Annotated in this window: 11 protein-coding genes; 4 read left to right on the top strand and 7 right to left on the bottom strand. The window is 42.3% G+C overall.

What is annotated here, in order from left to right; translation table 11 throughout:
- Nucleotide 1 precedes the first annotated feature (1 nt).
- The 3 genes from LQZ07_RS11285 to LQZ07_RS11275 all read left to right on the top strand — a co-directional run bounded on the left by LQZ07_RS11285 (nt 2) and on the right by LQZ07_RS11275 (nt 4,575).
- On the top strand, nt 2-2,149 hold the full coding sequence (locus LQZ07_RS11285; RefSeq protein WP_152782369.1) for a heparinase II/III family protein: 2,148 nt from the start codon (nt 2-4) through the stop codon (nt 2,147-2,149).
- Between the two features lie 290 nt (nt 2,150-2,439).
- A complete protein-coding gene (locus tag LQZ07_RS11280) occupies nt 2,440-2,778 on the top strand; it encodes a hypothetical protein (RefSeq protein ID WP_016403997.1) in 339 nt (112 codons plus the stop codon).
- A gap of 177 nt (nt 2,779-2,955) precedes the next feature.
- Nucleotides 2,956-4,575, top strand: coding sequence for a phospholipase A (locus LQZ07_RS11275; RefSeq protein ID WP_152782367.1), 1,620 nt, complete (start codon nt 2,956-2,958; stop codon nt 4,573-4,575).
- 5 nt (nt 4,576-4,580) lie between these two features.
- Here the strand turns inward: LQZ07_RS11275 and LQZ07_RS11270 are convergent, their stop codons facing one another.
- From LQZ07_RS11270 to LQZ07_RS11245, 6 genes are all read right to left on the bottom strand, one after another.
- A complete protein-coding gene (locus LQZ07_RS11270; RefSeq protein ID WP_152782365.1) occupies nt 4,581-5,273 on the bottom strand; it encodes a DUF4336 domain-containing protein in 693 nt (230 codons plus the stop codon).
- A gap of 228 nt (nt 5,274-5,501) precedes the next feature.
- Complete coding sequence (locus LQZ07_RS24575; RefSeq protein WP_016404000.1) at nt 5,502-6,068, bottom strand: serine O-acetyltransferase; 567 nt, start codon at nt 6,066-6,068, stop codon at nt 5,502-5,504.
- Between the two features lie 156 nt (nt 6,069-6,224).
- Nucleotides 6,225-6,947: a FadR/GntR family transcriptional regulator gene (locus LQZ07_RS11260; RefSeq protein WP_016404001.1), complete on the bottom strand. Its 723-nt coding sequence runs from the start codon at nt 6,945-6,947 to the stop codon at nt 6,225-6,227.
- A gap of 288 nt (nt 6,948-7,235) precedes the next feature.
- Nucleotides 7,236-7,991: an SDR family NAD(P)-dependent oxidoreductase gene (locus LQZ07_RS11255; protein WP_152782363.1), complete on the bottom strand. Its 756-nt coding sequence runs from the start codon at nt 7,989-7,991 to the stop codon at nt 7,236-7,238.
- 110 nt (nt 7,992-8,101) lie between these two features.
- Complete coding sequence (locus LQZ07_RS11250) at nt 8,102-8,782, bottom strand: oligogalacturonate-specific porin KdgM family protein (protein ID WP_152782361.1); 681 nt, start codon at nt 8,780-8,782, stop codon at nt 8,102-8,104.
- 456 nt (nt 8,783-9,238) lie between these two features.
- Nucleotides 9,239-11,134, bottom strand: a complete 1,896-nt coding sequence (locus tag LQZ07_RS11245) for a LamG domain-containing protein (protein WP_152782360.1) — start codon at nt 11,132-11,134, stop codon at nt 9,239-9,241.
- 1,218 nt (nt 11,135-12,352) lie between these two features.
- Here LQZ07_RS11245 and LQZ07_RS11240 point away from each other — a divergent pair.
- Nucleotides 12,353-13,297 (top strand): LysR family transcriptional regulator, encoded by a 945-nt coding sequence (locus LQZ07_RS11240; protein WP_152782358.1) that lies wholly within the window; start codon nt 12,353-12,355, stop codon nt 13,295-13,297.
- 73 nt (nt 13,298-13,370) lie between these two features.
- Here the strand turns inward: LQZ07_RS11240 and LQZ07_RS11235 are convergent, their stop codons facing one another.
- A complete protein-coding gene (locus LQZ07_RS11235) occupies nt 13,371-14,351 on the bottom strand; it encodes an MDR family oxidoreductase (RefSeq protein WP_152782356.1) in 981 nt (326 codons plus the stop codon).
- Between the last annotated feature and the right edge of the window lie 3 nt (nt 14,352-14,354).

Raw genomic sequence — 14,354 nt, 5'->3', positions numbered from 1 at the left:
CATGACTTACCAACCATTATTGATAAGCTTTGAAGAAGCAAAAGAGCTCGCTAAGCATCTAAATACCGATTCGCTGATTGGTCAATCTATTGCAGCAGAAGTTGCCGCACTAGAAGCCTACATGCCTTTAGGCATTGAGATCCCAGGCCACGGTGAAGCAGGCGGTTATGAGCATAACCGCCACAAGCAAAACTACATCCACTTGGATTTAGCTGGCCGCTTGTACCTAATTACTGAAGACCAACGCTACCTAGATTATGCACGTAGCATGCTGGTTGAATACGCTAAGGTGTACCCTACTTTAGAGCTAAACACTAGCCGAGACTCAAACCCACCAGGGCGTTTATTCCACCAGACATTGAACGAGAACATGTGGATGCTGTACGCCTCATGTGCTTATTCTTGCATTCGTCATAAGTTGGCAGAAGACGAGCAAACACTGATCGAAAATGACTTATTTAAGTTAATGATTGAGCTGTTTGTAGACGTGTACGCCCACGACTTTGATATTGTGCACAACCACGGCTTGTGGGCAGTAGCAGGTGTTGGTATTTGTGGTTACGCGATTCAAGACCAAGCCAGCGTAGATAAAGCCTTGTATGGCCTTAAAGGTGATAGCGTAAGCGGTGGCTTTATTGCTCAGCTTACTCAGCTGTTTTCTCCTGACGGTTACTACATGGAAGGTCCTTACTACCACCGCTTTTCGTTGCGCCCAATCTTCTTGTTTGCCGAGGCTATTGAGCGTCGCCAACCAGAGATTGGTATTTACCAACTAAAAGATCAGGTTATTAAAACCACTACTTACGCAGTAATGGCTACCGCCTTTCCTAATGGTGTGTTACCTGCACTTAATGATTCATCAAAAACCATGGACATTAACGACGAAGGTATTTTGATTGCTACCAGCATGTGCTTTAGCCGTTACCAACGTGACGCTAACTTAGTGGCTATGGCCAAACACCAAGCTAAAGTTTGGGTGCATGGTTCTGGTGCCAGCCTATCGGATGCCAGTGAAAATGCTGCAAGTATTGGTGGCTTTAACTGGGGCAGCTTAGTATTAACCGATGGCGCAGAGGGCGACCGTGGCGGTGTAGCAATCTTACGCCACCGTGATGCTCAGCAAGACGACAGCATGGCGCTACTTTGGTTCGGCCAGCACGGTAGTGACCACAAACTCCACTCGGCCTTAGACCATGGCCATTTTGACGGCTTGCACTTCAACCTATTTAATCGTGGCCAAGAAGTATTGCACGACTACGGCTTTGGCCGCTGGGTAAATGTAGAGCCAAAATTTGGCGGCCGTTACATTCCAGAGAACAAAAGCTACGCGAAGCAAACCATTGCTCACAACACTGTGGTTGTTGACTACCAAAGCCAAAACCAAGGTGATACCGCCACCGCAGAAGAAAAATGGGGCGAACAGCACTTCTTTGTAAGTGGAGACAACCAGCTACAAGCAATGAGTGCGTTTGTACGCAACTACTACCCTGGAGTTGATCAACAACGCAGTGTAATCATGTTTGAAGCAGAAGGCTTCGCTAAGCCTTTGGTATTGGATTTGTTCCGCTTAGTAAGCGAGCAAGAGCATAACTATGATTACGCCCTTCACTACTCTGGCCAGTTTATTCGCAGCGACTTTAACTACGAATGCAATGCACGGCTTAAGCCTTTAGGCGAAAACAATGGTTACCAGCACCTATGGCATCAAGCAACAGCAGAAGTTGAAGGCTCAAGCCTAATCACTTGGTTACAAGGCAACAGCTATTACACAATGGTTAGTTCTGCAGTAACAAATAGCCAAGTTATTATGGCGCGTACCGGTGCAAACGATCCAGATTTCAACTTGCGCAGCGAACCAGTATTACTGTTACGTCAGCAAGGTAAAAATCACTTGTTTGCCAATGTGTTCGAAACTCATGGCTACTTTAATGAAGCGATTGAAGCGAGTACCGAGGCCCGTGGCCAAGTTACTTCGGTTGAAGTATTGGCTCACAACAAAGTGGCGTCAGCAGTGGCGATTCACTTAGTGTCGGGCAAACAGATTACCGTTTGTGTTTCTAACCAAGCAAACGTGAAATCAGATACTCAACATCAATTAGAGATTAATGGCGAAACCCTACGCTGGAGTGGCGCGGTTCACATAGCTTAATACACTCTATTCTTATAAAAGCCTCGCTAAGCGGGGCTTTTTTATTGCCTCGCTTCAAGCTCATACTGCTCTACCAACATTCTGCTGTAACAAAATATTCATCTATCGCCATCCCTTGCTCTTACAAGCTTGCCAAAGTTGATTAATTAACAAACAAGTAATTTAACCCAAATGGGGAATGGTCGTGAATTATCAGCTTAGGTTACTCTTTCGTCATACCTAATTAGTAGCAGACTTGATTTAGGTAACTGTTTAACAAGGATTGTTATCAACGAATAGAGGTTAAAGGAATGACGATAGTATTAACGCTTTCTCTACTAACACTAATTATGCTTGCACCAATTAAATTGGGCACTCAAGTGCTCAAAATTGAGCGCTCAGGAATAGATGTTTGTTTTGTTGCTGTAATTGCTGCCATAGCCGCTACAGCGTTTACCGAAATGGTTATTGGCGAGGGGCTCTTCCCTTCTTTAGTTGCTTTAGTTATCACTAGCATTCTATTCTCTTTGGTCTTTCGAACAACGGCTGTAGCGGGTTTTGTATTAGCATTATTGTCTACCGCAATACAGTTTGCCTTTGCGCTAGGCCTTGTGGCCTTAGGCGTTGTTATTGCTTATAGCATCTCTTAACTAAGCCCCCTCCCCAAAAGGGCGCTTTGCGCCCTTTTACTTGCGCCAAACCAAATTAACCCACAAAGAATTTCTACTAGGTTTACTCGCTTCTTTTTCTTTTCCCCGCTAACATAAAAATGTTAAATCATTGATCTAACGGTAGCTTGCTAGTTAACAAAGATTTTCAGGGACGGAATGAAGAAAACAGTACTTAGTATCTTGCTGCTATCGCTATCAGGTACTAGCTTGGCAGAGCAAGACGGTGGTCCTCGGATAGTTGCCTACCGAGATACCTATATTTTGCTAGGGAAATACAACCCTAATCCACCTAGTTTAGGTGATTACTCTTCGGTATTGGCCACCAAAGAAGCCGAAAATGGCAGAGGTATCGACAACCTAGAAACTGAGTTTCAAATTAGTGGCAAACTCATCGTAGCTGAAAACCTATTAAGTGAAAGAGACTACTTTAGCATTGCCTATACTCAGCAAAGTTTTTGGCAGGTATATAACAAACCCTTCTCGTCCCCATTTCGTGATACCAATTACGAGCCCGAGCTCATTTACACTTGGCGCCCCGATCAATTTAGCATTGCCAAAAATCGTTGGTTGTTGCGAGCAGCTAGCCTTGGATTTAGCCATCAAGCAAATGGTTCTTACGGTGATTTTGATCGCTCCTGGGAAAGAATTTACGCCCAGTTTGATACCTCTTATAACGATTGGTTAATCACCTTTAAACCGTGGATTCCCGTAGGCCCCGAAGTGAACAACGGTGGTGACTTCACTGATTATTATGGTTACGGAGAACTGACTGTAGGGTATTTATTTGGTGACAATCAATGTAACCACCGCATCACAGCAATGGGCCGCAACAATCTACAATCAGATAATAAAGGCGCTATAGATTTGCGTTTTGCTTACTGCATTAGCCCTGCATTTTCTCTCTACGCCAAGTATTTTAATGGCTATGGCGAGTCAATGCTTGACTACAATATCCACAATCAGTCTTTTGGTTTAGGGGTTGCCCTCAACCGGATCGGTGACCGTCGTGAAATGATGTCTACCAGCAGCCAATGGACATTTGCCGGCATGAGCATGTTTAGAGATAACTATATTCTGCCATTTAAATATAACCCCTCCCCTGCTATCCCTGATTTAGCCGGAGGAGTACCTGGTCAACAGCCAGAAAAAATGGAAGTAGAATTTCAGTTTAGTTTCCGCCTCACGCTTCCTTTCACGCTATTTACCGATAGCGATAATTTAAGCTTTGCTTACACTCAACAAACCTTTTGGCAGCCTTATGAACGCTCAGGAGATTCGATTCGAGAAACCAACTATGAGCCCGAGTTTTTCTACCAATGGAACAGCCAAGCTGACCAAAAATCACAATGGTCGCCTGAATGGCTGCGCCTTGGCTTAGTACACGAATCGAACGGACAAACACAAATACGCTCGCGCTCTTGGAACCGAGTGTACGCAGAATTTGGCTTTGATGCAGGCCCGATAAGCATCGCGATTAAGCCATGGTATCGAATACCAGAAGACGAGTCTGAAGACGATAACCCTAACATGGAAGATTACTATGGCTATGGCGAACTAACGGCCAAATGGCAAATAAATGAGCGCCATCGTTTAAGCTTTTTAGGGCGGAATAACTTTAAAAAAGAAAACAAAGGCGCTTTAGACCTACGCTGGTCCTATGGTATAAGCCAAGAGCTAGCGCTCTACCTTAAATACTTTAACGGCTATGGTGAATCCCTAATTGATTACAATAAACATAATCAAAGCTTGGGTATTGGTTTTGCCATTAACAACTAGTGGCTTTACAGCAACCACCGAAAAGAGCGTTTTAAAAAATTAGTCGCATCTTCATGAATAATTTCACCATGCGACATCACTAAAGTATCAGCTTGCCAGTTGAGTATCTGGGTTAAATGCTGGCGTGCTTTGGCTTTACCAAACATAAAACTAAGCCGCCAATCTAGCGGCATTTTTCCATTCGGCGCAACTATACCGGTCATTCTTGCCAATAAACGTTGCCACCAGTTAAAACCAGCTGGGTTAAAGTTCTCAAGTAAGTCGGTAACAATTAATACACCTGATGAAGGGTGGTAAAAAATGCATTCTTGCATCAATGGTGAACCGGTAAAAAGCACTTGTTTTATCTGTTGATGCCAAGGCCACACTTCACTTGAACTGTTGGTTAAAGCTCCATCAAAATCCAAATCATTACGCTTAATAATTAATTGTTCTGTGCCATACAGGCGAGCATCAGGGAACTGCTGTTGCCAAGGCTCAATAAACAGATGATGCAGATGATTTGGCGCGACCAAATACTTAACCTCTCCTAGCGAGGCTATATTTGTTAGCAAGTTATCGTTTAAGGCTATTGGGCTGTGGATCCACAACTGTGAATCATCCAGGCGGATAATGGTCATACGGGTAGAATACGGTAAACCGAAAAAGGGAACACAAGGCCCCTCTACAACCCAAACATTCTCGGCAAGTCGTTGCATTGTACTCCCTTTCACTACGCACTATCTCTATAGTTTGTCCTCTTCTAAACAAATAAGTTCTTGAAAGCATGAAATAAAAATCAAGAAAGTCACTTAAAGAAGAATTGGAGAGCAAATTATAGATAGAGAAAAGCTGTCCGCCACAAATAAGCACCAACAGTTTTATAGCTTATCAGTGGAGAGCAAACTCTTTGTCGTGGTTTAGTCGAGCCAGTGTTGGTTATTCGTCTACTTTTGGTCAACGCTGTCTGAGGATTCGTTAGCCGATTTTGCTTCTCTAACCAAAATACGCGCAGGGTTGCCTACTGCAACAGCATTTTCTGGCACATCTTTAACCACAACAGCACCAGCGCCAACAGTGACATTGTTACCGATGCTAATATTACCCAAAACAACAGCACCAGTAGAAAGTCTCACTTTATTACCGATAACCGGGACACCGGCATCACTGCTTGCTCCGCCTTTAGCGCCCACTGTAACCCCATGGTAAATAGTTAGGTCATCACCATAATGCGCTTTTTTATTTAGTACGATATTGCCAAAGTGAGGTAAAAATAGGCCTTTACCGATTTTTGCCGCGCGAGGAATTTGCACACCTGAAACAATACGAATAACTTTATAGAAAGGAATAGATAATAGCTTTATTAAAGGGTTTTTATGAGTGGCTAAGCGATAAAACAAAACAATAATAAAGGTACTTCTTAACAACAGCCAAAGCCAACGCTTTATTAGCGAATACTGTTCAAGCTCATGCTCTACTACATAAACAGAATAATCTTGTTTTAACTCATCCATGAATCAACTCACTTAGCAATTGAAGAAATATGAGCTCCAGCTCGCACACAATATAACTCAGTTAGTTAGATGTTGTTGCATACTTTATGCTGGAATTAGAAACAAAAATGCCGACAGTATAACTGTCGGCATTTAGCAATTATCAGCGAGGTAATACTAAGCAGCGTTATCAGAAGGCAAACGGTGATTACTGTTATTTAGTAAGGCTAGGTTAGCTTCACGTGCTTTTTCTGCATTGCCGGCCATAATCGCATCGTAAATAGCCTTGTGCTCATCAATACATGTGCCACCTTCTTTAGAAGAGTGATCAATAAAACCGATAAACATGGTGCGTAGTACGTTAGCAAAAGGAATATAAAAGCTATTACCAGTAGATAGGAATACCAAACGGTGGAACTCCATATCTACGTCTGTCCACGAAGTGTCTTCATCAACCCCGGTGGCAACATCGAACATCTGTTGAAAAACAGCCGACAAGCCCATACGCTGTTCAGCCGTAGCATTTCTTGCCGCTAAGGCAGCTGCTTCTGGCTCGATAGCGCGGCGTAAAGCCAAAAATTCTTGATAAGCTTGTTCGGTATTGCTTAAACCCATCATCCAATCAAGTAATTGGGAGTCTAAAAAGTTCCAGTATTCGCGGTCACGCACACGCGTACCAATTTTAGGGCGAGACTCTAATAAACCTTTAGAGTTAAGCAATTTAATCGCTTCACGTAATGCAGTGCGGCTTACACCAAATTGTTCGCATAAGTCGAGTTCGCCAGGAATAATGCTGCCCTGCGGCAAGCTTCCCGACAAGATGCCCCGGGCAATCTCTCTCGCTACTTGCAAATGTAGGCTGCGAGACGCACCTTCTATTTGCATGAATTCGTTAGACATAAAATAACCTTAATCAAATATTGTGTTAGCAATAACCAATCCGCCGGATTTATCATTGCTAACACAACTCATTCTACATTTAGTATGACTAATACTACCCTATTTGTAATAGACCAGATACAAAAAAAGCCGTCAAATGTAGGCTTGATCGCTATATTTGTAACACTTAAATACTAAAGTCTTAGCTCATTACCAAAGAAACAACACCCGCTGAGTGCTTTCAGCCATTAAAAAAGCCACACTTAATGTAAGTGTGGCTTTGCTATTCTAAAGCGCTAAACGCAGCAATTAGATACCTAAGGCTTGCCCACCACCAATCTGTACAGTTTCTGCAGTGATGAATGAGGCATCCTTGCTTACCAAGAAAGAGATAGTTGAAGCAACTTCTTCTGGTTGGCCTAAGCGGCCTAGTAGAATGCTATCTTTCCAAGAGGCAAATACTTCAGGCTTGGTTTCTTTGATTTGAGCATGGAATGGCGTATCAATAGTACCAGGAGATACTGCGTTAACACGAATACCAACTGGCGCGAGTTCTTTTGCTAACGCGCGGGTTAAGGTATGTACCGCTCCCTTAGAAACACCATATATACCAGCACCCGGACCACCGGCATTCCAACCAGCATTTGAGGTGAAATTAATGATTGAAGCATTTTCACCTTTCTTCAAGAATGGAATTGCAGCACGCGATACAAAGAATGCACTATCTAAATTTAGCGCCATTACGAAACGGTAGAACTCAGTGGTCATTTCTTCCATAGGGCTACGACCGCCTAAGCCACCGGCGTTGTTTACCAGCACGTCAATTTTGCCAAACTTTTCACCAATTTTGGTCACGTTGCTGGTAACAGCAACTTCATCAGTAACATCAAAGCTATAGTATTCAGCTTCAATACCCAGTTCTTGTAATTGAGCAACACGCGCTGCGCCGGCTTCATCTTCGATACCGTTCAAAACAACGGTATAGCCGTCTTCACCTAAGCGTTTTGCCACTTGAAAACCAATTCCACCGGTTGCTCCGGTAATTAATGCAACTTTATTAGACATATCTACACTCTCAATTAAAGGTTAAGTAATGTTAGAGAGCCAACGGCCTCTTTAGTAATACAAATAGACTACACCTTGATAATTTGTAATACAAATACACAGATCACATTTTAGAAGTTATAGCGTAGGCCTATGCGGCTTCTTAACTCTCGTTGGCTAGATTGATCGGAAACTGAAACATCACCAAACTCTAACCACGGCGTCCAACTGCCCATGCTGTAATGAATGGTAAAGTTGTTTTCATAATTAGTTCGGCCATTGTTATAGAGGTGATATTCAGAATTGTCGGAGTAGTAATAGTTACCCTCTAGACCAAATGTCCATTGCTGATACTTATACCCAATGTTGGCGGTATAGCGATGGCGATACTTCTTAATATCTTCTCCCGGTTTTACGTCAAGTCGGTAACGGCCACTTAATGACAATCCCTTTACCTTTTCTGGGGTGTAGGTCAACCGGAGTTGCGGTTTGTAGGTAGCACCGGATTGACCAAACTCTATAGGCATACCAGGAATTAGCGCCCATTCATCGTTAATTTTATAGCGGTAGCCAAGGTCGATTTCAGATCCGTTTGATTGTAAGTCTTCCATGAATTTGCCCTCTTCTCCTTTAAATTTAAGCTCTAAAGCCATAGAGAAATTATTTTCAAAGGTATGGGCCATCTTTACTCGGCTAGCATGCTGCTTGGTATCGCTTTTGTACTCATGGCGAAAGTCTACTGAAGTCGCGAGAACGTTCGCACTCAGTAAACAACCACCGCTTAGTAACACCGCTAGACTGTATGATTTCATGTTTTTAACTCTACATTGAACACAATTAATTGTATTACAATATCATTTTAATGCATTTTATAGACTAAACCGTTCAAAATGTGATCATCAGCATTAGTGTTGAAACAAAACGTCTAACAGATCACCTTTTACAGCCCATTGATTCGATAATTTATTTAAATGCAAAATATACATTGCTAACTTAGGGTGCTTTACGAAGTGTTAGAACGTCTTGATTGCATGTAAACTTTCGAAGGCGACACATTTACTTTTAGAAGAGCGTTTACTGAAAAGAAAAATGCACCATATAAGGTGCATTTTAGAACTGCTATTGTTAGCGATTTACAAATTCACGACTATTGCATCACAACTAGCTTGCTGGTCGGCGATGTTTCCATTTATGTCTAATTGAGCAATAAAAGATGAACTCGCTAAACAAAACCCTCACCTATAGCGGTGAGGGTTAGCTTTATGTTACTAGTTAACAGTAAAACCTAGTGCTTCAGCGCGTGCAGCCACTTCTTCAGCAGTTAAGGTGTCTAACCAGAACGCAACGTTATCGATAGCGCCTTCAAGGTTTTTCTGTGAACTGTTGGCGCCACCACCGATGTAAAGCTTGTCGCTTGTACTTTCGTTCGGTAAGAAGTCAGTAACCTCTTGAGTAGCATCTTGCACACCATTTACATACACGGTTGCAGTTGTACCATCGTAAGTTGCAACAATGTGTGTCCATTCATCATCTTGTAAAGGTGTTGCACCAATTACTGAAGTAGAGCTTGAGCCGTTATAAATTCTCAATCGAGGAAGTAAAGTAGTCTGGTCGATAACTAATTTATAACCTCGGCTACTATCAACATTTTCAATCAACTGTAAATCTTGACCAGCATCAGAGTTAAATGCAGCGTCAGTTGACTTAAACAGTATTTCAAAAGAAATAACACCATCAGCTGCTGCTAGTGGGCTCGTCGACATATCTACATCATCAATGTAGTGGTATCCAAAGTTTCCACCTTCAGCTTGAGTAATTTGAACAGCACTTCCCGTACCAAATGCACCGGTTACAACCTCACGTGGGTTATCACTAGATTTGCTCATACTTAATGTGTAATCACCGATGGCAGCATCTCCGTCAATGGTAGAAAATTCCCACTGATAGTTAGCAGCTGGTACATCTGGATCAACAGGCGGATCTACAGGCTCTTCTCCATTAGCAAACTGAGATGCACGTTGAGCAACTTGAAGCGCGTCCAAAGCTTCGCTCCAAGTGGCAATGTTATCTACAGTACCTTTGAAGTTTCGGTCTTTACTGTTTGCACCACCCAGAATGTAAAAATCATCTTCGGTGTTAAAGCCGTAATCAACAGAAACATCGCGAGAATTATCTAATTCACCATTAACATAAATCTTGATAGTTCCTGTATCACCGTCATCTGCGTCATACACAGCAGCTAAGTGATACCAATTGTCTGTTTCGAAAGCGGTTGCGGCGGTCACTTCAACAGTATTGCCACCAGCACCATAAAGCTTAAAGCGAATAGTTTGGTCTGAAGCAATGTAAAAGTTAAAGCCTTTATCATTATTGCTGGTTTCAGCAAATTGAACGATTTGCATGTTTTCAGCAGCAGCAGTGTTGGCATTGATTACAGCTTCTAAAGAGAACGAAGGTGACTCTTCTGTAGACAGCGTATCTGAACCATAAGTTACACCTTCAACAATTTCTGAAGAATCATACTTCAAATAACCATAAGCACCTGAACCAGCATTAAACTGATCGAAAGTAATCGCTGTTGCGTCTACACCGCCCATACCGGCAGCAGCAGAAAAGTTTACGTCTTCAGACGAGGCATAGATATCATTCGCTGCAGTTCCGCTATCGGACTCAAAATCCCCATTTGAGAACTGGTATTCATTCACAGCGTCAGGAATTTCAACTCCAGAACCGTCTTCTTCTTCGGCAGCAGCAATAGAATCAAGTACCGCTTGATTGGTAACCTCTGTGCCGTCGTCCGTATACTCTACAGAGTCTTTTGTATAAGTAATTGATAAGGCGCCATCAACTACTTCATAAGTACCATCGACGTCGCCATAAGTAATTGTTGTTTCATAAACAGTATAGGCCTGCTGGCTATACGTGTAGAGGTCATCTGTTTCGTTGTAGGTATAAATTTTTAGAATATCATTTTCGAAATAGTAAACTTCTGGATACTCTGCAGATGTAGGTGCTATAAGAGACGTTGCACTTGTAATATTCCAAGTAACCTCTTCAATGGCATAAGTCGGCTCTGGTGGCGGAACGTATACTTCTGGCGCCTCAAAACAACCAAACATAAAAGTTGTGCTCATAGGGATTAGCAGCAGCTTAGACGGTTTCATTTAAACCTCCTTGTAGGTATAAATAATATTATTGTAATAGTTAAAATACTAATATTGCTAAGGTCATCCGTAGTTAAACAGTCCGAAACCTATTTAACGAAATACAACCAAATGACTTTTCCTTTCCAGACTATTCGCTCTCTTAAATGATTAGCCGGCGATAAGTTCCCATTTAAACCTCCTAACTACGGTAAAAATGATCATATTGTATTAGTAATACAAAACTATAATGTGGCAAAAGATTGTGATTGTAAAGTGACCGACTTCGCACTATTTGCGATTAATCTTTTTGTCTTCACAACTTGTAAAATCTAGATAAAAGCAGAGTAAGCGATGAAATTATTGATATTGCGAGGAACGAACTTATAGGCAAACTATAAAGCAAAATAACTGTTTAATAACTTATTAAGTAATGATCTTGAACACCACAACCCCAGTGGTTAATTTTCCAGTTGCACCAGATATAAGCGAACACAGGCTAAAACTAGTAGGCTTGTTAACCAGCTAAATGCGCCTAGTTTTGTATCGCTAGCCAAGAGAAACACTCTGGCTTAGTTCCACTCTAAACCGAAATTGGTAATACAAATAGTTTGTTTGCCCGCTTAGGTTCATCGGCGGAAGCTATATTGCCATTACTGGTTTAACGCTAACAAATTTTGTTACTTAAGGCGCTTAGCTTCACTAATCTGATTGAAATGCCCCATTTCTTAAGCAAAACAAGATCAATCTCACAGACATCTGTTTAAAAAATAGGCTTTAATTGTATGACTATTTAAGCTTGTAGCTTTAATAGCAAGACAGGGTACTAGCTGTTATAAGCTAAATACGCTGCAAAAAATAATAAGAAAGATATACATCGTTAAAACCTTCATTGCACTGTTGTCGGAACTGTTGGTTTTAATAATTAAACGCGAGAATAAGGACAACATTATGATTTTTGTAGGAATATTCCTGGCATTAGTCGCCTCTTACTTAGTAATAATGGACGTAGCAGCCATACTAAAAAGTCACCATTAAGATAAAAAACATGAATAAGACTAACGTTCTAACCGACGCAGTTTGTCGGTTAGAATACTTAACCAAGCGCTAAACTCCCCTTCCAACATCGAATCATCTTCGTTATTAATTCTTAAAAAGCTTTCTACAAGCCAAAGATTTATACCGACTCCTGTGCAAATAACGCATACTTAAGCAATTGTTTAGACAGTATTTAGTATTATGGACTTAGAAGAAATCTATCGTCGTGACCTAAACTTACTCATAGCTTTAAAGGTGCTCATCGAGGAAGGTAGCGTAAGTAAAGCGGCTATCCGCTTGAGTCTTAGTCAATCGGCGATGAGTAGAGTATTAACCCGCCTACGTGACTTACTCAATGACCCTTTGTTTATTCGCCAAGGCCAAGGTTTGGTGCCTACTGAGCGAGCCTTAGAATTGAATCAAGCCTTACAAGGCCCCTTAGAAAACCTGCGTCAGGTACTTAGCCCAAATGTGTTTAACCCTGCAGAATGCAGTCAACATTTCACCATCGCCACTACTGACTATGCAATGCAAACTATTCTGCCCTTTGCCCTAGCAAGGATTTACCAAGAAGCACCGAATATCTCTCTCGAATTTGCTCCTTTGCAGCATGAACAACTCGCCCAACAGTTATCTGCAGATGGCTGCGATATGGCGATTTGTCGACCTACCAAACCAGTAGCCCCGCTTGCTAAAGACAGTTTGGGTTTAGTGAGTGTATTTTGCTTACTTGCTAAGCATCACCCATTGGCAAACAAAGAACTCACTCTAAAAGAATATTTGGCTTATCCACACGCGATGATAGCTATTAGCGATGGCGTTAAAAGCTTGCTGGATGAAGCATTATCTGGTCAAGATAAACCACAACTGCTGCTTCGCGCTTACCACTTAGAAGCGGCCCTAGCAATTAGTGAACAAGTCCCGGTGATTATTACGGTTCCCGCTGACCTAGCCTATTTAGTCGCGGAAAAGAATCAATTAGTAGTTAAACTGCTGCCTTTTGAATTTAAGCCTTTTGACTACTCACTGTTATGGCACCCACGCTGCGAGCACTCTGCTCCGCAAATTTGGCTACGCAATGTAATTAAACAAGAATGTAGCCGCTTAATAAGTAAACGAGTGCAAGACATGGGATTAGTAGAATAAGTGCTAAGCAATCAAAAGCAGAGCAACAAAAAAGCCGACCTTATTGGTCGGCTTAGACGTAAGTTACTAAGTTTTATAGTTTGATAACCACCCGCCCAGTGACTTGGCCATTCGTTATAGCTTCAGCGTATTCCGCGACTTGCTCTAATTCCACTTCGGTGCACGCTTGCTTGTAGTAACTATCTGGAAGCAACTCAGCTAAACGTTGCCACGCTTTAATCCGCTTCGCACGTGGGCAGCTCACTGAATCTATGCCTAACAAGCTAACATTACGCAAAATAAACGGCATTACCGTAGTCGGTAAATCGAAGCCGCCAGCTAAGCCACATGCGGCAACGGCGCCATTGTAATCCATTTGAGCCAGTACTTTAGCCAATACCTTGCTACCCACGGTATCAACTGCACCGGCCCAAACTTGTTTTTCTAAGGCGCGCGCTGGCTCTTCAAACAAGCTACGGTCGATAATTCGACTAGCGCCAAGTTCTTCTAATAAAGCACCATTTTGTTCTATTCGACCACTAACAGCAGCCACTTTATATCCCAGCTTAGCAAGTAAGGTAACGGCTACCGAGCCAACACCGCCACTAGCACCTGTAACTAGAATTTCACCCGATTCAGGCGTAATACCGGCATCAACTAAGGCTTGTACACACAACATAGCGGTAAAACCAGCAGTACCTACCATCATGGCTTGCTTACCACTTAAGCCTTCAGGCAGAGGAACTAACCAATCCGCTTTTAAACTGGCTTTTTCTGCCATTCCGCCCCAATGACCTTCACCAACTCCCCAACCGGTCAACACCACTTTGTCACCAGCGGCGTAACGTGGGTCATGAGATTGCTCAACGGTACCGGTTAAATCAATTCCGGGTACCATAGGGAAATTGCGAACAATTTTACCTTTACCGGTAATGGCTAGGCCGTCTTTATAGTTAAGTGAGGAATAATCAACTTTTACAATTACGTCACTCTCGGGCAAGTCGGTATCATTAAGTTGGCGAATGCTAGAAGTGGTTTGTTTCTCAACTTGATCGAGAACGAGTGCCTTAAACATAGT

This window comes from Agarivorans sp. B2Z047 (assembly GCF_023373605.1).
Lineage (GTDB): Bacteria > Pseudomonadota > Gammaproteobacteria > Enterobacterales > Celerinatantimonadaceae > Agarivorans > Agarivorans albus.
The sequence above is the reverse complement of the archived record's forward strand: the minus strand, read 5'-3'. Positions and strand labels throughout refer to the sequence as shown.

Coding starts and splice junctions, on each gene's coding strand:
- LQZ07_RS11285 (WP_152782369.1), top strand. CDS start 2: ATGACTTACCAACCATTATTGATAAGCTTTGAAGAAGCAAAAGAGCTC.
- LQZ07_RS11280 (WP_016403997.1), top strand. CDS start 2,440: ATGACGATAGTATTAACGCTTTCTCTACTAACACTAATTATGCTTGCA.
- LQZ07_RS11275 (WP_152782367.1), top strand. CDS start 2,956: ATGAAGAAAACAGTACTTAGTATCTTGCTGCTATCGCTATCAGGTACT.
- LQZ07_RS11270 (WP_152782365.1), bottom strand. CDS start 5,273: ATGCAACGACTTGCCGAGAATGTTTGGGTTGTAGAGGGGCCTTGTGTT.
- LQZ07_RS24575 (WP_016404000.1), bottom strand. CDS start 6,068: ATGGATGAGTTAAAACAAGATTATTCTGTTTATGTAGTAGAGCATGAG.
- LQZ07_RS11260 (WP_016404001.1), bottom strand. CDS start 6,947: ATGTCTAACGAATTCATGCAAATAGAAGGTGCGTCTCGCAGCCTACAT.
- LQZ07_RS11255 (WP_152782363.1), bottom strand. CDS start 7,991: ATGTCTAATAAAGTTGCATTAATTACCGGAGCAACCGGTGGAATTGGT.
- LQZ07_RS11250 (WP_152782361.1), bottom strand. CDS start 8,782: ATGAAATCATACAGTCTAGCGGTGTTACTAAGCGGTGGTTGTTTACTG.
- LQZ07_RS11245 (WP_152782360.1), bottom strand. CDS start 11,134: ATGAAACCGTCTAAGCTGCTGCTAATCCCTATGAGCACAACTTTTATG.
- LQZ07_RS11240 (WP_152782358.1), top strand. CDS start 12,353: ATGGACTTAGAAGAAATCTATCGTCGTGACCTAAACTTACTCATAGCT.
- LQZ07_RS11235 (WP_152782356.1), bottom strand. CDS start 14,351: ATGTTTAAGGCACTCGTTCTCGATCAAGTTGAGAAACAAACCACTTCT.